At 70.2% G+C, this 17596-nt stretch carries 16 protein-coding genes; 5 read left to right on the top strand and 11 right to left on the bottom strand.

Going from position 1 to position 17596, the window contains the following annotated elements; translation table 11 throughout:
* Nucleotides 1-85: 85 nt before the first annotated feature.
* Together ACVCMG_RS12185 and glk are read right to left on the bottom strand one after the other, a co-directional pair.
* The gene (locus ACVCMG_RS12185) at nt 86-769 is read right to left on the bottom strand and encodes an HAD family hydrolase (protein WP_395120418.1); all 684 of its coding nucleotides are present in this window, start codon (nt 767-769) and stop codon (nt 86-88) included.
* Entirely contained in the window at nt 756-1793 is a 1038-nt protein-coding gene (glk, locus tag ACVCMG_RS12190) for a glucokinase (RefSeq protein ID WP_395120417.1), read from the bottom strand. Before glk ends, ACVCMG_RS12185 begins: the two co-directional genes overlap by 14 nt.
* A gap of 158 nt (nt 1794-1951) precedes the next feature.
* Between glk and hemB the strand changes: the two genes are divergently transcribed.
* Together hemB and ACVCMG_RS12200 are read left to right on the top strand one after the other, a co-directional pair.
* Complete coding sequence (gene hemB, locus ACVCMG_RS12195; protein ID WP_447114236.1) at nt 1952-2944, top strand: porphobilinogen synthase; 993 nt, start codon at nt 1952-1954, stop codon at nt 2942-2944.
* Nucleotides 2945-3144: 200 nt separating this feature from the next.
* A complete protein-coding gene (locus tag ACVCMG_RS12200; protein ID WP_447114237.1) occupies nt 3145-4716 on the top strand; it encodes a sulfotransferase in 1572 nt (523 codons plus the stop codon).
* A 16-nt stretch (nt 4717-4732) separates the two neighbouring features.
* Here the strand turns inward: ACVCMG_RS12200 and ACVCMG_RS12205 are convergent, their stop codons facing one another.
* The gene (locus ACVCMG_RS12205) at nt 4733-6769 is read right to left on the bottom strand and encodes a transglycosylase SLT domain-containing protein (protein WP_447114238.1); all 2037 of its coding nucleotides are present in this window, start codon (nt 6767-6769) and stop codon (nt 4733-4735) included.
* Nucleotides 6770-6897: 128 nt separating this feature from the next.
* On the opposite strand from ACVCMG_RS12205, the gene ACVCMG_RS12210 reads away from it, so the two are divergent.
* Nucleotides 6898-8505, top strand: coding sequence for a glycoside hydrolase family 17 protein (locus tag ACVCMG_RS12210; RefSeq protein WP_447114239.1), 1608 nt, complete (start codon nt 6898-6900; stop codon nt 8503-8505).
* On the opposite strand, the gene ACVCMG_RS12215 is transcribed toward ACVCMG_RS12210, so the two are convergent.
* From ACVCMG_RS12215 to ACVCMG_RS12235, 5 genes are all read right to left on the bottom strand, one after another.
* The gene (locus tag ACVCMG_RS12215; RefSeq protein WP_447114240.1) at nt 8407-8823 is read right to left on the bottom strand and encodes a hypothetical protein; all 417 of its coding nucleotides are present in this window, start codon (nt 8821-8823) and stop codon (nt 8407-8409) included. The two genes, ACVCMG_RS12210 and ACVCMG_RS12215, sit on opposite strands and share 99 nt — an antisense overlap.
* Complete coding sequence (locus ACVCMG_RS12220) at nt 8820-9632, bottom strand: endonuclease/exonuclease/phosphatase family protein (protein WP_395120409.1); 813 nt, start codon at nt 9630-9632, stop codon at nt 8820-8822. The genes ACVCMG_RS12215 and ACVCMG_RS12220 overlap by 4 nt, the downstream gene beginning before the upstream one ends.
* 139 nt (nt 9633-9771) lie before the next feature.
* Nucleotides 9772-10422, bottom strand: coding sequence for a thiol:disulfide interchange protein DsbA/DsbL (locus ACVCMG_RS12225; protein ID WP_395120408.1), 651 nt, complete (start codon nt 10420-10422; stop codon nt 9772-9774).
* Between the two features lie 33 nt (nt 10423-10455).
* Nucleotides 10456-11340 carry a thiol:disulfide interchange protein DsbA/DsbL gene (locus ACVCMG_RS12230; protein ID WP_447097903.1) on the bottom strand — a complete coding sequence of 295 codons (885 nt, stop codon included), beginning with the start codon at nt 11338-11340 and terminating at the stop codon, nt 10456-10458.
* A 44-nt stretch (nt 11341-11384) separates the two neighbouring features.
* Nucleotides 11385-12143 carry a c-type cytochrome gene (locus ACVCMG_RS12235; RefSeq protein WP_395120406.1) on the bottom strand — a complete coding sequence of 253 codons (759 nt, stop codon included), beginning with the start codon at nt 12141-12143 and terminating at the stop codon, nt 11385-11387.
* A gap of 112 nt (nt 12144-12255) precedes the next feature.
* Between ACVCMG_RS12235 and yihA the strand changes: the two genes are divergently transcribed.
* Nucleotides 12256-12906 (top strand): ribosome biogenesis GTP-binding protein YihA/YsxC, encoded by a 651-nt coding sequence (yihA, locus tag ACVCMG_RS12240; protein WP_447101480.1) that lies wholly within the window; start codon nt 12256-12258, stop codon nt 12904-12906.
* 35 nt (nt 12907-12941) lie between these two features.
* On the opposite strand, the gene ACVCMG_RS12245 is transcribed toward yihA, so the two are convergent.
* The 3 genes from ACVCMG_RS12245 to ACVCMG_RS12255 all read right to left on the bottom strand — a co-directional run bounded on the left by ACVCMG_RS12245 (nt 12942) and on the right by ACVCMG_RS12255 (nt 16802).
* The gene (locus ACVCMG_RS12245; RefSeq protein ID WP_447114241.1) at nt 12942-15647 is read right to left on the bottom strand and encodes a putative bifunctional diguanylate cyclase/phosphodiesterase; all 2706 of its coding nucleotides are present in this window, start codon (nt 15645-15647) and stop codon (nt 12942-12944) included.
* A gap of 8 nt (nt 15648-15655) precedes the next feature.
* Nucleotides 15656-16159 carry a prepilin-type N-terminal cleavage/methylation domain-containing protein gene (locus ACVCMG_RS12250; RefSeq protein ID WP_447114242.1) on the bottom strand — a complete coding sequence of 168 codons (504 nt, stop codon included), beginning with the start codon at nt 16157-16159 and terminating at the stop codon, nt 15656-15658.
* 151 nt (nt 16160-16310) lie between these two features.
* Nucleotides 16311-16802: a GAF domain-containing protein gene (locus ACVCMG_RS12255; protein WP_447114243.1), complete on the bottom strand. Its 492-nt coding sequence runs from the start codon at nt 16800-16802 to the stop codon at nt 16311-16313.
* A 56-nt stretch (nt 16803-16858) separates the two neighbouring features.
* Between ACVCMG_RS12255 and bioD the strand changes: the two genes are divergently transcribed.
* On the top strand, nt 16859-17551 hold the full coding sequence (gene bioD, locus ACVCMG_RS12260) for a dethiobiotin synthase (RefSeq protein ID WP_395120401.1): 693 nt from the start codon (nt 16859-16861) through the stop codon (nt 17549-17551).
* Nucleotides 17552-17596 lie beyond the last annotated feature (45 nt).

The following is a 17596-nucleotide window of genomic DNA, read 5'->3' on the forward strand; positions in this document are numbered from 1 at the left end:
GCCGGTTCAGCCTAGCGCCCGACTTGTTGCCGGTGATTAACTTTTCATGATGCGCGCCGCGCCGGTTCAGTGAAGCGCGGCCGGCTCAATCGCGCGCCGCCACTTCGTCGATGTGGCGCAGCAGGTCGGCGGGGTCCTCGTACACGCGGAATGCACCGGACTGCTGCAGCTCGGCCTGGCCGTAGCCGCCGGAGAGCACGCCCACGCCCAGCGTGCGGGCGCGTTGCGCGGCAAGCATGTCCCACACGCTGTCGCCGATCACCAGCGATTGGCGGATGTCCACGCCGAGCCGCTCGGCCGCTTCCATGAACAAATCCGGGTCGGGCTTGGCATGGCGCACCTGGTCGCGCGTGACCACCGGCACCTTCGACGGATCGATGCCGAGCGCCTCCAGGTTGTGCCGGGCCGTTTCCATCCGCCCGCTGGTGGCGATTGCCCACGGGATGTCCTGCGCGCCGAGGTAGTCGAGCAATTCGCGCGCGCCGGGCAGCGGCCGCACCGCGCCTTGCGCATGCATGCGGTTGAACGCCTCGGCATGATGCTCGCGCATGCGATCCAGTCGCTCGGCAGTGATCGGCAAAGTCGTCTCGCGCAACAGCATGTTGGCGAACAGGCCGCCGCTCATGCCGATCTTGCGATGGATCCGCCACACCGAAATGTCCAGCCCCTCGGCGTCCAGCGCCTGCTTCCACGCCAGCACGTGCTGGTAGACGCTGTCGATCAGGGTGCCGTCCAGATCGAACAGGAAGGCGCCGTCACGCCGTGGCATGGCTGCTCTCGCGCCGCGGCAGCAATGGCCGGCCCGAGTCCAGCACGGCCAGCGCGGCGCCGCCGAGCAGCCCCGGTTCCGGGTTCATGATCGCCTGGGTCGGCACTTTTTCCATGATGTCGCGGAAGCGGCCCTTGGCTTCGAAGCGTTCGCGGAAGCGCCCGCGTTCCAGCCACGGCAGCAGCACCGGGATCAGTCCGCCGGTGAGGTAGACGCCGTCCCACGCGCCGAGCGTGAGCACCAGGTCGCCGGCCACGCTGCCGAAGATGCCGGCGAAGGTTTCCACCGTGCGCGTGCACAGCGGGCAGCTGTCGGCCTTGGCCCGGGCGGTGATGTCTTCGGGCTTCAGGTCGGCCGGTTGTGCGCCGACCATGTGGCAGATCGCGTCGTACAGGTTCACCAGTCCCTGGCCGCAGATCAGCCGCTCGTTGGAAACGCGACCGTACTTGTGGTTGAGGTAGTCGAGGATCGCGATGTCCTCCGGCGTGTGCGCGGCGAAGCCGGCGTGGCCGCCTTCGGTCTGCAGCACGCTGCAGTGACCGCCGCGCACCAGCAGGCCGCCCACGCCCAGGCCGGTACCGGGGCCGACGATGGCAAAAGTCTGTTCGTCCTCGGCACCGACCACCGGCCGCGGCACCGTGCCCACGTCGACCAGGTCGTCGCCGTGCAGCAGCGTCACCGCCATGCTCTGCGCGGCGAAGTCGTTGACCAGGTGCACATGCTCCAGGCCCAGCGCCTCGGCGGTCTGGTGAGCCGAGATCGCCCACGGATTGTTGGTGACCTTCACCGTCTCGCCGTCGACGATGCGTCCGGCCGCGGCGACGATGGCGCGCTTCACCGTCAGCCCCGTTTCGTCGAGGTACTGCCGGGCGGTGGCCACCAGCGAATCGTGCTCGGCAACCCGATAGCGCCGGATGCTGTCGGCCAGCAGCGGGCGCTCGCGCGAGGTGTCGGCCACGCCGAAGCGGACGTTGGTGCCACCCAGATCGACGAGCAGGGTGGGTACGCTGCGGGACGGGCTCATGTAGCTTCCTGCGGAAACGGAACAGCAAGCGTGCCGCCGTTGTGCCGCGTAGTCCAGCGTTTTGCATCCGTACGCGCCGGAATGGCGATGCCGGCGGGCCGCGGCTGCGTGCGGGGCAAAGGCGTAAAATAGAGGGCTGCCGACTTGCGAGTACCGCCATGAGCTTTCCCGCCACCCGCATGCGCCGCATGCGCCGCGACGCCTTCTCCCGCGCGCTGATGCGCGAGCACACCTTGCTGCCGGGCGACCTGATCATGGTCGCCTTCGTGATCGAGGGTGAGGGTCGGCGCGAAGCGGTGCCGTCGATGCCCGGCGTGGATCGGCTCTCGATCGACGAACTGCTGAAGCTGGCCGGCGAATGCGTGCGCCTGGGCATTCCCGCGCTGGCCCTGTTCCCCTCGCCCGGCGCCGGGGTGAAATCGCTCGACGCCGCCGAGGCGTGGAACCCCGACAATCTGATGCACCGCGCCACCCGCGCGCTGAAGGCGAAGCATCCCGAGCTTGGCCTGATCGGCGACGTCGCGCTCGACCCGTACACCACCCACGGCCAGGACGGCCTGATCGACGAGCACGGTTACGTGATGAACGAGCCCACCGTCGAGGCGCTGGTGAAGATGTCGCTGGCGCAGGCCGCGGCGGGCATGGATATCGTGGCGCCGTCGGACATGATGGACGGCCGCGTCGGCGCCATCCGCGATGCGCTGGAAGCGGCCGGCCACATCCACACCCGCATCCTCGCCTACTCGGCGAAATATGCCTCCGCGTTCTACGGCCCGTTCCGCGATGCGGTCGGTTCCTCGGCCAACCTCGGCAAGGGCAACAAGCACACCTACCAGATGGACGTGGGCAACAGCGACGAGGCCCTGCGCGAGGTCGAGCTGGACCTGCTCGAAGGCGCCGACATGGTGATGGTGAAACCGGGCCTGCCGTACCTCGACGTGCTGCGCCGGGTGAAGGACGCCTTCGGCGCACCCACCTTCGTCTACCAGGTCAGCGGCGAGTACGCGATGCTCAAGGCCGCCGCGCAGAACGGCTGGCTGGACGAAAAGGCGGTGGTACTCGAATCGCTGACCGCGTTCAAGCGCGCCGGTGCGGATGCGATCCTCACCTATTACGCGGTGGATGCGGCGCGGTGGTTGCGCGGCGAGTGAGTTTCCTCGCTCGCCGTTCTATTTGACCGGCACTTCGGCCGTCGAAAAGCGCCTCGCAGAGGAATGACGGTTGGCGTACTTCGGCACCTCGCCTTCCGCGGCAAATCTGGATGCCGTCGTCGCCCTCGCGTAAGCTGACCCATGGGGCTGCACAGCGGCCACAGGGGCGAACGAGGATGGGGGCGTTGCAGGATCATCCGTTGACGAGCGACCGTGCCGCCGGCTTGCCGGCGGCGGCGCGGGCGTTGCTCGCGCGTGCTTCCGCAGCGCTGGATGCGCACGACCTGCCGGCTGCCGAGGCGGCGCTCGATGGCGTGCTGGCGATGCTGCCCGATTGTGCCGAGGCCTTGCGCATGCAGGGGCTGGTGCGGCACGTGCGCGGCGATTACGTGACGGCGGTGGCTTTCCTGCAGCGGGCGCGGGCGTTGCTGCCGGACGACCCGCTGGTGCGCATGAACCTGGCCACGGCGCTGTTCGCCGCTGGCGAGCCTGCGACGGCAATGGCTGGCCTGGAGCGATGCTGTGCCAAGGCGCCGGACTTTGCGCCGGCGTGGTTCAACCTCGGCAAGATGTACATGCTGCAGCAGCGTCCGGCCGGGGCGATCACCGCCTTGCATCGCGCGCTGGATGCCGAGCCCGGCCACGTGCCGGCGCGGATGCTGCTGGCGCAGGCGCAGGCGAGCCTGGGTGCGTTGGGTCCGGCCGGCGACAGTTATCGTGCGGTGCTGCGCCTGCAGCCGGACCTGGCCGATGCCTGGGTCGGCCTCGCCGATCTGGAGACGGCGTCGTTCGGCGCGGCCGACGTCGCGCATCTGGAACAACTGCTGCGTTCGCCGCTGGCCAGTCAGCGCGCGCGGGTGTGCCTGGGTTTTGCGTTGACCCGCGCGCTGGAGGACCAGGGTGACTACGCCGGCGCATTTCGCGCGCTGCGCAAGGCCAATGCGCAGATGTACCGCGCGCTGGCCTGGAAGCCGGCCAAGTCCCGCGCGCAGGCGCAGGCGATGCGCCGGGTGTTCGAGACGCGGCGGACGGACGCCATCGACGCGCGGCTGGGCGAGGGCATGGTGTTCGTGGTCGGCATGCCGCAGGCCGGGTCGCTGCTGACCGCGCAGGTGCTGGCCGCGCATCCGGCGGTGGCGGTGGTCGACGAATCGAATGCGGTCGAAGAGGTGCTCAAGGCCGAAACGCAACGCCGGCAGCAGCCGCGCGTGCAGTGGATGTCGCAGGCCACGCCGGCGGACTGGCAGCGACTGGGCCGGGATTACCTCGCCCGCGCCGAAGCGGCACGCGGAGGCAAGGCCTGCCTGGTCGACCGCACGCCGGGCAACTGGCGGCTGGTCGGGGCGATCCTCGCGATGCTGCCGGGCGCGCGCGTGGTCGACAGCCGCCGCCGCGCGCTGGAAACCTGTTTCGCGTGCTACCGGCAGTTGTTCCTCGATCGTCACGAGTTCAGCTACGACCTCGACCACGTCACCGGCTACTGGAGCGATTACGACGCGCTGTGCCGGCACTGGCGGCAGCTGTTTCCCGGCCGCTTTCTCGAACACCACTACGAGGCATGGCGTGCCGAACCGGCGTTGCAGGTACGTCGCCTGCTGGCGTTCTGCGCGTTGCCGTTCGCGCCAGCCTGCGTCGACGTGCATGGCGGCGGCGAGCGCCATGCCGGCAGCGTGGACGCGTTGATGCGCCGGGACAGCGAGCGCTGCGCCGCCTACGGCGTGGAGCTGAAGCGGTTGCGCGCGTTGCTGGGGATGCGCACCGCCGACGCGTGAATGGCGAGGGCGGCGATCAGCGCGTGCTCGACACCGGCGCCGACGTCGAAGCGCTGCCCGCCGGCGCCTCCGCCGGGCACTGCACCACGCGACGCGGCGTGCCCGGGCCCGGGGTTGCGAGCGGCTGGCCGATCGCGCCCATGCGCCGCGCCAGTGGCACCACCGCCTTGTTGAGGCGCCAGTCGTAGATCACGCTGAAGGCCATCACGCGGGCCACGTATTCGCGGGTTTCCTTGTACGGGATGGTGGCGACGAACAGGTCCGGCGCCAGCGTGCCGCGTTCGGCCAGCCACACGTCGACGCGGTTCGGCCCGGCGTTGTAGGCCGCGCTGGCGAGCCAGGTCGAGCCGTCGAAACGCTGCGCCATCTGCGCCAGGTAGCGCGTGCCCAGCGCGATGTTCACCACCGGGTCGTACAGGCTGGCAGCGCCGTCCCATGGCAGGCCGGCGGCACGCGCCACCAGCGCGCCCGTGGCCGGCAGCAGCTGCATCAGGCCGCGGGCGTCGGCGCCGGAACGCGCGTCGCTCATCCACGCGCTCTCGGCGCGCAGGATCGCGTACGCCCATGCCGGATAGATGCCGGCCTGCTCGGCCTGCGGCACCAGGCCGTCCTGGCTGGCCAGCGGGAAACGCAGGTCGTACAGGCGCAGCGCGTCGCCGCTGCTGAGCGTGAACACCGCGCGGTCGTACCAGCCACGCCGGTTGGCCAGGTCGGCGGCGAGGCGCTGGGTGGCCGCGTCGGTGCCTTGCAGCGCGCGGTTCCATTCGCGCCGGGCCAGTCGAGGCAGGTCCACCGCGAACAATTCGAACGCACGCTGCAGGGCGGGGCGGGCCAGCAACTGCTGCTCGCGCTGCGGATCGTCGGCCAGGCTCAGCGGGCAGATGGCGTAGTCCTGATGCAGGCGGTCGGCGGCGAGGAAGCTGAAGTAGGTGGCCTGTCCGGCCAGCGCGGCGTATTGCCGTTGCGCGGCTGCGGCGTCGCCGGTGGCGGCGAGCGCACGGGCGCGGAAGTACTGCCATTCGTCGCCCTGCTGCAGCGACGGCGGCATCGCCGCGATCGCCGCCAACACGGCCGGCCAGTTCATCCGCGCCAGCGCCACTCGCGCGCGCCATTCGCGGGTGCTGTCGTCCTGCGCGGCGGCGGGCAGCGCGACGAGACGGGCGAGCGCGTCGTCGTCGAAGTCGGTGGCGTGGAACAGCGCCAGCGCGCGCAGGATGTCGTTGCGCTGCGCGGTGTCGAACGTCAAACGCGGCTGCAACTGCCGCCACGCGTCGTCGGCGCGGTCCACGTCGCGCCGCGCCTGTCGCACCAGCGCCAGCGTCGCGGCCTGCCGCGCGCGCGGCGTGTCGCTCCACTGCAGGGCCTTGGCCAGCGCCGCGGCCGGATCGCGCAAGGCCAGCGCCAGCTGCTGCGCGTCGGCCTGCTGGGCGGCGGGCAACCAGCTCGCCAGGCTGGCGATGGTGCCGGCCTGCCCGGCGTCGGCGGCGCGGTCGATGCGCGTCCACAACCTTGCGGCGGTGAGCAGGCCCTGGCGCTGCGCGGCATCGAGCACCGGGTCGCAGGCGTCGGGCAGGTTCGGCTGCGACCACAGCGCGGCGAGATCGCGATCGAAATCCAGCGTGGCACCTTGCGCGAGCCTGGCTTGCAGCGCGTCGCAGCTCAGCGTGTCGCCAAGGCCCGCCTGGTACAGGGCTAGAAAGCCGCTCCAATCCTGCCGCCGCGCCAGCTCGCGCAGGAAGCTGCGGCGCAGGTCGGCGGCGGGCAGCCAGTCCGGATACTGCGCGAGGTAGGCCTCGACGGTGGCGCGGTCGACGGTGCGGATGCCGTGCTCCAGCGCCGCCGCCTGCAGGTAGGGATACAGCGGGTAGTCGTGCAGCGTGCCGGCGAGGGCGCGCCAGTCGTCGCCCTGCTGGGCCGCCGCATAGGCCTGCTTGAACGTGGCGCGTTGCGCCGGCGTCGGCTCGGCGGCCTGCGCAAGGCCGATGAACAGGCAGGCACCGGCCAGCAGCAGGCCGCCCGCGCGTGCCAGCCGGGGAGAGGTGAAAGCAGGCATGCGTACTCCGCGATTCGATCTGCCCGCAGTGTAGTGGAACGCCCGCGGCCGCTTGTGTGGACCGGGTGAACACATGGCGCGCCCTGCTAAGCTGGCACGCTGATTCGTCGCCATCCACGGTTTGCCGCATGTCATCCGAAGCTGCGCCTGTTGTCCGTCGGGAGCCTCTGGCGTGGCTGGCCTTGCTGCTGGCAGCCCTGGCATCGCTGTACGGCTGGTGGGCGATCGGCCGGCCGGTGGCGTTGCCCGATGCGCCCACCTCGCGCATCGCCTGCGTGTCGTATGCACCGTTCCGGCTGGCGGGCGAGTCGCCGCTGGATGCCTCGGCCTTCGTCAGCGCCGAGCGCGTCGACGCGGACTTGCGCGCGCTGTCGCAGCGCTTCGATTGCGTGCGCACCTACTCGCAGGGGCAGGGCCTCAGCGCGGTACCGCGGATCGCCCGGCGCTACGGCATGAAGGTGCTGCTCGGCATCTGGCTGGGACATGATCCCGAGGCCAATGCCGAACAGATCCGCCTCGGCATCGCCACGGCGCGCGCCTACCCGGACGTGGTGCGTGCAGTGATCGTCGGCAACGAGGTGCTGCTGCGCGGCGAGCTGTCGTCGGCGCAGCTGGCGGCCGATTTGGCGCGTGTGCGCGAGGCGGTGCCCGAGCCGGTGACCTATGCCGACGTGTGGGAGTTCTGGTTGCGCCATCCCGAGCTGGCTGCCTCCGTGGATTACCTCACCATCCACATCCTGCCGTACTGGGAAGACCAGCCGGTGCCGCCGGAGCGGGCGGTGCAGCACGTGGCGGCGGTGTACGCGAAGGTGGGCGCGGCGTTTCCGGGGCGGCGCGTGATGATCGGCGAGACCGGCTGGCCCAGCGCCGGCCGCCCGCGCCAGGCGGCCAGCGCCAGCGTGGTGGACGAGGCGCGCTACCTGCGCGACTTCCTGCGCTACGCGGAGGAAACCGGCCTGCCGTACAACGTGATCGAGGCGTTCGACCAGCCGTGGAAGCGCACGCAGGAAGGCACGGTGGGCGGCTACTGGGGCATTTTCGACGCGCAGGCGCGGCCGAAATTCGCGATGACCGGGCCGGTGGTCGAGATGGCGCGCTGGTGGCTGGGCTGGCTGGCTGCGGCGCTCGGTGGCGTGATCTTCGCGCTGGCCGGCGCATGGCGACGTCGCCGGAACGGCTGGCGCGAACGGCTGGCGCTGGGCCTGGCCGGTGTGGCCAGTGGCGGCGCCGTCGCCTGGCAGTGCCGGCAGATGTGGTTTGCCTGCCGCAACCCGTGGGAGTGGACGATCTCGCTGGCCGCCTGCGTGCTGGCCGTGTTCACCGCGCTGCGGCTGGCGCGCTGGATTGCCGGGCGACTGGCCGGCACGCCGCGGCCGGGTGGCCCCGGCGGCTGGCGCACGCTGTGGCTGTTCGCGCTGGCGTATTACGGCCTGCTGCTGGTGTTCGACGGGCGATATCGCGATTTTCCGCTGGGCCTGTTCGCGCTGCCGTGCGTGGGCCATGCGCTGGCGGGGTGGCTGTCCCGCGCCAGCGAGCGGGCGCGGCCCACGCTGGAACAGCGCTTCCTTGCCGCGTGCCTGCCGCTGCTGGGCGTGGTCGTGGTCGCGCAGGAGGCCGGGCTCAACCCGACCGCGTGGTCATGGCTGGTGCTGAATCTGCTGCTTGCCTGGCCGGTCTGGCATGCGTGGCGCGCGGGCGTCCGCCTGCAGGCGCAGCAGGCGCAGGCTGCCCAGTAGCAAGGCCAGCGCGCCGGCCTCGGCGCCGTACAACTGCATGGCGAACACGCCCAGCGCCGCGGCCAGCCAGGCCAGCGACAGGCGCCGCAACAACCACGCCGGCAGCAGCGCGATGAGCGCGAGCGTGCCGTAGACGTGATGCAGGAAGCCGAGCACCAGCCACGTGCGCAGCGTGCACCACGCGGGGCCGTAGCCGCTGCCGCAGAGCTGCCCGATCGCGCTGAATTCGATCAGCCCGAAGCGCAGCGCGGTGGCGCCCAGGCCCACTGCCAGCAGCGCCAGCCACCATGCCGCCGCGCGCCACGGCAGCGAGGTCATCGGTGCTTCCGCTTCGCGCTGCGGCCGCCGACGCTGGCGGGCAGGCGGATTTCCGCGGCCACCGGCAGGTGGTCGGAGAACGCCTGCGGCAGCGTCCAGGTTTTCTCCAGCTGGATCGCCTCGGAGGTGAGGATGTGGTCCAGCGCCCGCCGCGGCTTCCAGCTGGGAAAGGTGGGCGTGGGCTGCGCCGGGGGCTGCAGGCTGCTCTTGTTGAACAGCTGGCGCATCTCCGCGCTGCCCGGTTCGGTGTTGAGGTCGCCCATCAGCACGGCGTGGCGGAAATCCTGCAGCAGCTCGGCGATGAAACCGAGCTGGCGTGCGCGCGCCGGGGCGCTCAGCGAAAGATGGGCAATCATCACCGCCAGCGCGTCCTCCCCTTCGCCGAACTGCGCCAGCAGCGCGCCGCGGCCGGGGATGCGGCTGGGCAGCGGGTAGTCCATCACCGAGGTCGGTTCGAGCCGGCTGATCAGGCCGTTGGCCGAATGCGCCAGCCGCGCCACCGGCCGGTTGGGCTGGTGGCTCCAGAACGGCAGGCCGGAGGTCTCGGCGAGGTAACGGGTCTGGTTGAGGAAGCCCGAGCGCAGGCTGCCGGCGTCGGCTTCCTGCAGGCCGATCACGTCGAAGCCGGCCAGCACCTCGGCCAGGCGGTCGAGGTTGTCCATCTTGCTGCGTCCGGGCAGCACCGCGTTGAGGCTGCGGGTCAGGTAGTCGCGGTAATGCGCCACGCTGGCGCCGGCCAGGATGTTGCAGCTGAGCAGGCGCAGGCGACGCTCGGCAGGTGCGGTGGCAGGGGTGGCGGCACGGTTCATGGCAGCACGCGGCAGAAGAGGGGAGCGGATGCCTTCAGCAGCCGGCTTGGCCACCCGCCTGAGCTGCAGCATGCGCGCCGCCGCGTGAACGCGACGATGGCGGCGCGATCCGCCGCCGCGCAGGGCCGCCTGGCGGGAGCTACTTGCCGGCCAGTTCGCGCTTGGCCAGCCACAGCGCCACCGCCAGCATGTGCTCGTGCGAGCGCACCGTGGCAACGACGTACTTGCCGTCGACCACCAGGGTCGGCGTGCCGTCGACTTGCCAGGTGCGCAGCAGGTCGAGGTCGCGCTTCATCTTCTCGGTGGTTTCCGGCGCCATCGCGATGCGCATGAACTCGTCGCGGTTGACCCCTTCGCGGGCGTAGAAATCGGCCAGCTCGTCCATCGAGTTGATCGGGTAATGCTCGCCGAACTTGGCCACGAACAGCTGCAGGTGGGTGCGCTCGACCACGCCCAGCTGCTTGGCCGCGTAATAGGCCCGCGCGAACGGCACCCATTGCTGGTTGAACGGCGCCGGCAGCAGCTTGAACTCGACCCCGGCCGGCAGCTCCTTGCGCAGCTTCTCGGCATCCGGCGCGAACTCCGCGCAGTGGATGCAGCCGTAGGAGAACACCTCGACCAGCTCGACCTTGCCCTCGCTGCCGTAGCGCTGGTGCGGGGCGGGCAGGGTGACGTAATCGGTGCCTTCCGTGTACGGCGCCGGGTCGCTGGGCTGCGCGGTGCAGGCGCTGGCCAGCAGCAGGCTGGCGAGCAAGGCCAGGACGGGCAGGCGGGCGTATCGCTTGAACATCGGGTCGTTCTCCACGCGGATGGCGCCAGCGGCCTACTTGCCGGCCTGTTCCTTGGCGACCAGCCACTGGGTCAGCTCGATCGTCTGCGCATAGCCGCCGGCCGTGCTCGGTCCGTAGCGGTACTTGCCGTTGACGACCATCGAAGGCGTGCCGTCGATGCCGTACGCCTTGATCAGGTCGTCGGCGCGCTTCATCTTGGTGTTGACCGAGAACGAGTTGGCGACGGCGACGAATTCCTTCGGGTCCGCACCGAATTTCTGCGCGTAGAACTGCGCGATGTCCTCGATCGTGGGCCAGGCCTCCTTCGGCTTCAGCCCGCTGCCCTTGAGGTCGTAGGTGGAAATTTCGCCGGTCTTGAACGTGCCGTCGAACATCGCGTCGTAGCTCTTCTCGGCCAGGCCCAGCGCCTGCGCGGCGTAGTACGCGCGCTGGTAGACCACCCAGTTCTCGTCCGGGCGGAACGCCGCGGGCAGGTAATTCATCACCGCGCCGGCGGGCAGGCTCTTGCGGATCTGGTCGGCGGTGGTGTGGAACGCGTTGCAGGCCGGACAGCCGAAGGAGAACACCTCGGTCACCTCGACCTTGCCGGGGTGGCTGGTCGGCTGCGGCGGGTCGATCAGGAAGTAGTTCTTGCCCTCGACCCACTTGCCGTTGTCGACGAAAGGCACGGCCGGGGCGGCGGCGGTCGCGGCGCTTTCGGCGGGCGCGGGCGCGCTGTTGTCGTCGCCGGCGGGCGTGGCCGTGGCGGCGGCTGCCGTGCTGGCGGGCGCCGGCGTGCTGGCCGGGGCGGCCGGCGTCACCGAGGTCGCGGCTGCCGTGCTGGCGGGGGCCGGCGTGGCGGCCGGTTCGCCCTTGTCATGGCTGCAGGCGGCAAGCGCGAGCAGGGCGGCGCACAGGATCGGAAGACGCTTGAACATGACCACCTCGAATCGGTGAAACGGGAGACGCGCCGCGCGGGCGGTCAGGGCGTGGCGGCCGCCGCAGGCTTGCTCTCGGCGGGGTGCAGGCCTTCGATGTAGCTGGCCAGCGCGGCGATGTCCCTGGCGTCCAGCTTGGCGGCGATCGCGGGCATGATCTGCGAGCGGGTATCGGTGCCCCAGCTGGCGCCGTCGTGCCATGCCTTCAGCGTGGCCTCCACGTACTGCGCATGCTGGCCGGCCAGCTGCGGATACATCGCGCCGGGGTTGCCGCGGCCGTCGATGCTGTGGCAGGCCATGCAGGCCGGGATGCCGCGCGTGCTGTCACCCTGGCGGAACAACGTTTCACCCTGCTCGACCAGCGCCTGGTCGGCCACGCCGGGGCGCGAGCTCTGGCTGGCGAAATAGGCGCCGAGGTCGTGCATGTCCTGCACCGACAGCGGCGTGGCCATGCCCAGCATGATCGGGTTCTGGCGCTGGCCGGATTTGAAATCGGTCAGCTGGCGCACGATGTACTGCTCGCTCTGCCCGGCCAGTTTGGGGTACTGCGCATCGGCGGAGTTGCCGTCCATGCCGTGGCAGGCGCCGCAGACCGCGGCCTTGGCCTGGCCGGCGGCGGCATCGCCCGGCTTGACCGCCGCTTCGGCCACGCTGGCCGGCGCTGCTGCCGGCGCCGCGGCGCTCGCGGCGGCGGCGGGAGCCGGCGCCTCCTGGGCCATCACGGCCGTAGTGGAGAGCGCCAGCGCGAGAGCCAGGGCGGACCCGAACGCGGCGGGCCGAAAACCAGCGGAGCGAAAACTCATACACTTGACTCCCGAGAGACTTGCGAACACTGCCGACGGCGCACCGGAACGAAGCGGTGGGCAGAAACCGCAGAATTATCCCGTGCCATCCTACCTTGGTCAAACCGCTCCCATGCCGAATCCCCTCCAGGGCGCGCAGTTCATGCTCGCCGCGCACCGCCTCAGCCAGTTGCCCGCCGACGAGGGCGCCGAGGTGGCGTTCGCCGGCCGCTCCAACGCCGGCAAGTCCAGCGCGCTCAATGCGCTGACCAATCACAAGGGTCTGGCGCGCACGTCCAAGACGCCCGGGCGCACCCAGCAGATGGTCGCCTTCAGCCTGCCGTCGCCGCGCGAGGCCGCCGCGGCGCCGGTGGAAGCCGGCGCCGACCGGCGCCTGGTCGACCTGCCCGGCTACGGCTACGCCAAGGTGCCGCTGGACATGCGCGAACACTGGAAGCAGGAGATCGACGCCTACCTGCACCGTCGCCGCAGCCTGCGCGGCCTGGTGCTGATCGTCGACATCCGCCATCCGCTGAAGGAGTTCGACCGCCTGATGCTGCAGTTCTGCGCCGACACCGGCCTGCCCTGCCACGTGCTGCTGACCAAGGCCGACAAGCTCTCGCGGGGTGCCGGCACGCAGGCGCTGGCCGCCCTGCGCAAACAATTTGCCGCCGAGGGGCTGCACGCCAGCGCGCAGGTGTTTTCCTCCTCCGCCGGCACTGGCGTGGACGAAGCGCGCGAGGCGGTGGCGAACCTGCTGCGACAGCCGCGCGCGGCGACCTGACCTGCGGCGCGCCGGCGCTCCCGCAGGGGCCACCGTCAGCGCAGCCAGCGCTCGGCGAATTCGTCCGGTGGCAGCGGGCGACCGATCAGGTAGCCCTGGATGTAGTCGCAGCCCATGGCGACGAGCAGCGCGAGCTGGGTTTCTTCCTCGACGCCTTCCGCCACCACGCTGTAAGCCAGCGTCTTGGCCAGCGCGATGATGTGCCTGACGATTTCCTGCTGGCGCGGATCGCCGGAAAGCCCGCGGATGAAGGCCTGGTCGAGTTTGAGCACGTTGGCCGGGATGCGGGTCAGGTAGACCAGTGAGGAGTAGCCGGTGCCGAAATCGTCGAGCGCGACGCCGATGCCCGCGGCGCGCAATGCCACGAGGGATTCCCGCACCTTGTGCGAGTCGTTGACGGCGGTCGCCTCCAGTATCTCGATCTCCAGCCGGTCGACGTCGAGCCGGTAGCGCCCCAGGGCGGCCTGCACCCGCTCCACGACGGACGTCCGTTCGAATTGCACCGGCGACATGTTGATCGAGACCGGGATCGCCGCCAGGTTGTCGTCCTGCCATTGCCGCATCTGCGCGCAGGCCCGATCGAGCACCCACTCGCCCAGCCATGCGCCCAAGCCCATTTCATCGAGCAGGTGCACGAAGGTGGCCGGCAGGACCAGGCCGCGCGTGGGCGACAGCCAGCGGACCAGCGCTTCGGCGCCGACGATCCGGCGCGTGCGGGCGTCGATCTTCGGTTGGTAGTGCAGCACCAGTTCGCTTCTCTCGACCGCCTTGCGCAGTTCCTGGGTCAGGTCGAAATGGATTTTCGAGGTGCGGGTGAACTCGCTCGAGTAAAACTGGAAGCCGCCCGGCTGTCCGCGCTTGGACTTGTACATGGCGGCGTCCGCCATCTGCAGCAGTTCATCGAACTGGCTGGCGTTCGCCGGGTACAACGCGATCCCCATGCTGGCGGGCGTGTTGATCTGGTGTTCGCTCACGGTGATCGGTTCGGCCAGGGCGGCGCGCAAGTCACGCAGCCGGCGGTCGAGCGTCGCGTGTTCCTCGCCGCGCACCAGATCCTGCACCAGCACGACGAACTCGTCGCCGCCCAGGCGGGCCAGCACGTCGTCCGGATGCAACTGCTGCTGGAGGCTCGTCGCACACTGGAGCAGGAGCTGGTCACCACTGGCGTGGCCGAGCGTGTCGTTGACCTGCTTGAAGTTGTCCAGGTCGATCAGGATCAGCGCGGCGGCGGTCTGCTCGCGTTGCGCCCGCTCGATGGCCTGTTCGCAGCGCTCGCGCAGCAGCACCCGGTTCGGCAGGTCGGTCAGTGCATCGTAATGGGCCTGGTGATGGAGTCTTTCCTCCTGCGCCAGGCTGGACAGCGCGATGCCGATGCGGTCGGCAAGTGCCCGGCCACCCCGGACGGCGGTGTCGATCTGCTCGGGCAAGCCCAGGTATGCCAGCAGCAGCACCTGATGCAGGCGGTCGTCATGGCGGACCGGGAACGCAAGCAGGTGCGCGGGCAGCGCAGAGCCGAGCCGTCGCAGGAACTCCTCCGGCAGATGCGCTGGTGACAGGATGCATGCCGGTTGCGCGTGGCTCAGCGCGTCGAGCCCGAACCTGACGGTTGCCGTGCGCAGGCAAACGCCCGCGTGCGCGGGGTCATGCGTCAGCAGGTAGTAACCCGCCTCGCCGTCTCGCACCAGCAGGCCGGCGCCGTCGCTGGGGATGGCCTTGCGGATGTGGCCGAGCACCTCGCTGGCGACATGCTCCATGCGCGAGGCGCTGATGATGGCGCGGTCGAGGTCGCTCAGCAGGGCGAGCATGTGGAACCGCGATTCCAGGTTCATCGCCATGTCGTTGAACGTGCGCCCCAGTTCGGCGAACTCGTCGTTGCCGGCCAGTTGCAGGCGCGCCGTCAGGTCGCCGGCCGCGAGGCGGCGGGTGAGTCCGGTCAGCTGGTCGAGCGGCTTCATCTGGTAGCGGATCTGGCGCATGGCGAGCGCCGCGGCGACGGCCAGCGCCAGCAGCACGATGATCGGAAACAGATGGCGGAAATCCTCCAGCCGGCGCAGCGCGTCGGCTCGCGAGGTGGCCTGCATGACGACGAAGCCCGGGCTGTCGAGCGCGGGCAGAAACTTGAGCCGCCACAGCCCCACCAGCAGGTCCTCGCCCGAGGCATGCCATGGCACGGTGCCGCCGGTGCCGTTGCCGAGCGCAGACTCCAGCATGTGCCGGTCCAGCGGGGCGAGGCCGGGCGTGCAGAACATGGCTACGTAGTCGGCATCGAGGATGCAGTAGCGCTCGGGTGCGGAGTCGTTGCGCCACAGCGGAGCGGTCGCGATCTCGCCCACCAGGACTTGGCTGCGGGACGCGGACGGAACCAGCAATTGCACCGGGTGGCCGGCGGCCAGTCGCAGGATGCTCTTGCCGCGCGCCAGGCGGGCCTGCTGTGGCGCCGTCAAGTCGCGCGAGGGCTGCAGCGAGGTCGCGCTGAAACCGAGTTTCGCTGCCGCCGATGCGTCGCCGATGTGCTCGGCGGGAAGCTTTCGAAGGTCGCTCGCGCGGGCGTTGAGCAGCTCGATCAGGCTCATGCCGAACGATTTGCTGTCGGCCCGAAGTTGCTGGTACGCCGAGTCCAGCAGCAGCGCGCTGACCTCGTGGTAGACGTACCAGGCCATGCCGCTCATGGGGATCAGTGCGGCCAGGAGAAACTGCAGGGTGAGGCGTCGACTGACCTTGCCGGGCAGGTAAATGCGCATCGTCGCGCCTAGAAATCCTGCGCCGTGCCGATGTAACTGCCGTTGCCCGCGCGCACGATGTCGTCGCGCGCGAAGCGTCCGGTCAACTGGGTCTGCGTACGGCCATCCGGTCCGGTGCTGTACAGGTCGAAGTCGGTGTTGATCGGATTCATGTTCCGGTCGCGGCGGACCTGGCCCGTTTTGGGTGGCGGGTCGGTGTCGATCGGCAGATACCGGTACGGGTTGCCCCATGGATCGAGCGCCGGTTCGCTGATGCCGATCTCGGCCAGAGTGGCGGGATAGGTCCCCGACTGGGCGTGGTAGGTCTCCAGCGCCAGCGAGGTGGTGGTCATGAAGGCAGCGACGTCATTTGCCTTGACGCGGTTGCCGTACCGCGCATAGATCGGCATCGCCATGGCGACGAGCAGCCCCATGATGATGACTGCAATCATCATCTCGACCAGCGTGAACCCGGCGCTTGGCGTGGGCAGTCTCTTGTTCATGGCTACGGGTGGAGTGTTCGCGAGGCGCACCGAGCGGCAACGCCGGGATTCGGCAAATCGCCGGGCCCCTCATCGTTAGCGGCACGGGGGGATTGCGCTTGAGCGCCATGACGACGGGCGGGCAAGCGGCGCGCGACCACGCCCGGCGGGCGGTCACGCGCGCCGCGTCATCGCGAACCGATCAGGGCGTGACGACATCCATGAACACCGCGCACAGCGCTTCCATGCCGGCGCGGTCGTCCTCGTCGAAGCGATCGGTCACCGGGCTGTCGACGTCCCATACGCCGAGCAGCGAACCAACGCGGCGAACCAGCGGCACCACGATCTCCGATTGCGAGGCCGAGTCGCAGTAGATGTGGTTGGGGTGCGTGCTGACGTCGCGCACCAGCTGGGTCTGGCGCTCGCTCGCGGCGGTGCCGCAGACGCCACGGCCGAGCGCGATGCGGATGCATGCCGGCTTGCCCTGGAACGGGCCGACCACCAGCTCGGTGCCGTCGAACAGGTAGAACCCGGCCCAGTTCAATTGCGGCAGGCCGTGGTAGACCAGCGCGCTGAAATTGGCCGCGTTGGCGATCAGGTCCGGCTCGCCCTGCAGCAGGCCGCGCGCCTGCTGCACCAGGTGCTCATAGTGCTCCTGCTTGCTGGCGAAGGTGGGGGTCTCGAGCTCGAACATGCGAAGTCATCCGGCGGCAAAGGCGTATTATGCGCGCCCTCGCCACGGACATCCCGATGACAGACTCCCGCCACGCCGCGGTATTCATCGCCGGCACCGACACCGGCATCGGCAAGACCCATGCTTCCTGCACCTTGCTGCACGCCCTGCGCGATGCCGGTCACCGCAGTTGCGGCATGAAACCGGTGGCCAGCGGTTGCGCGGCGACGCCCGATGGCCTGCGCAACGACGACGCGCTGGCCCTGCAGGCGGCAGGCAGCGATCCCGCGCTGGCCTACGAGCGGATCAACCCGGTGGCGTTGCGCGATCCGCTGTCGCCGCATCTGGCGGCCGCGCGCGAGCACCGGCAGGTCACGCTGGCGCCGATGCGCGCCGCCTTCGAACAACTGCGCAGCGAACACCAGCGCGTGGTGGTCGAAGGCGTCGGCGGCTGGCTGGTGCCGCTGGCGCCCAAGCTGTTCGCCTCGGACATCGCCAGGCAATGGCAGTTGCCGGTGATCCTGGTGGTCGGCCTGCGCCTGGGCTGCCTCAACCACGCCCAGCTCAGCGCGCGCGCGATCGTCGCCGACGGCTGCCGCCTGATCGGCTGGATCGGCAACCACATCGACCCGGCGATGGAAGCGCAAGCCGAGAACCTGGCCACGCTGGGCGAGCTGCTGCCGGCGCCGTGCCTGGGCGTGCTGCCGCACGGCATGCCGCCGGCGCAGGCGGCCGGACGCTTGCACGCCGCCGTGGCGGCGCTCGGCTGACCTTCACGTCCGGCGTACCGGCGTGCGTGCTTGAATGGCCGCAGA

Source organism: Rhodanobacter sp. UC4451_H18, assembly GCF_052978225.1.

Excerpts from the sequence above, each read along its gene's own strand:
- ACVCMG_RS12230 (WP_447097903.1), bottom strand. The coding sequence starts at position 11,340 with ATGTTCAAGCGTCTTCCGATCCTGTGCGCCGCCCTGCTCGCGCTTGCC.
- ACVCMG_RS12185 (WP_395120418.1), bottom strand. The coding sequence starts at position 769 with ATGCCACGGCGTGACGGCGCCTTCCTGTTCGATCTGGACGGCACCCTG.
- ACVCMG_RS12215 (WP_447114240.1), bottom strand. The coding sequence starts at position 8,823 with ATGACCTCGCTGCCGTGGCGCGCGGCGGCATGGTGGCTGGCGCTGCTG.
- ACVCMG_RS12255 (WP_447114243.1), bottom strand. The coding sequence starts at position 16,802 with ATGTTCGAGCTCGAGACCCCCACCTTCGCCAGCAAGCAGGAGCACTAT.
- ACVCMG_RS12205 (WP_447114238.1), bottom strand. The coding sequence starts at position 6,769 with ATGCCTGCTTTCACCTCTCCCCGGCTGGCACGCGCGGGCGGCCTGCTG.
- ACVCMG_RS12245 (WP_447114241.1), bottom strand. The coding sequence starts at position 15,647 with ATGCGCATTTACCTGCCCGGCAAGGTCAGTCGACGCCTCACCCTGCAG.
- yihA (WP_447101480.1), top strand. The coding sequence starts at position 12,256 with ATGCCGAATCCCCTCCAGGGCGCGCAGTTCATGCTCGCCGCGCACCGC.
- ACVCMG_RS12210 (WP_447114239.1), top strand. The coding sequence starts at position 6,898 with ATGTCATCCGAAGCTGCGCCTGTTGTCCGTCGGGAGCCTCTGGCGTGG.
- ACVCMG_RS12235 (WP_395120406.1), bottom strand. The coding sequence starts at position 12,143 with ATGAGTTTTCGCTCCGCTGGTTTTCGGCCCGCCGCGTTCGGGTCCGCC.
- bioD (WP_395120401.1), top strand. The coding sequence starts at position 16,859 with ATGACAGACTCCCGCCACGCCGCGGTATTCATCGCCGGCACCGACACC.
- glk (WP_395120417.1), bottom strand. The coding sequence starts at position 1,793 with ATGAGCCCGTCCCGCAGCGTACCCACCCTGCTCGTCGATCTGGGTGGC.
- hemB (WP_447114236.1), top strand. The coding sequence starts at position 1,952 with ATGAGCTTTCCCGCCACCCGCATGCGCCGCATGCGCCGCGACGCCTTC.
- ACVCMG_RS12220 (WP_395120409.1), bottom strand. The coding sequence starts at position 9,632 with ATGAACCGTGCCGCCACCCCTGCCACCGCACCTGCCGAGCGTCGCCTG.
- ACVCMG_RS12225 (WP_395120408.1), bottom strand. The coding sequence starts at position 10,422 with ATGTTCAAGCGATACGCCCGCCTGCCCGTCCTGGCCTTGCTCGCCAGC.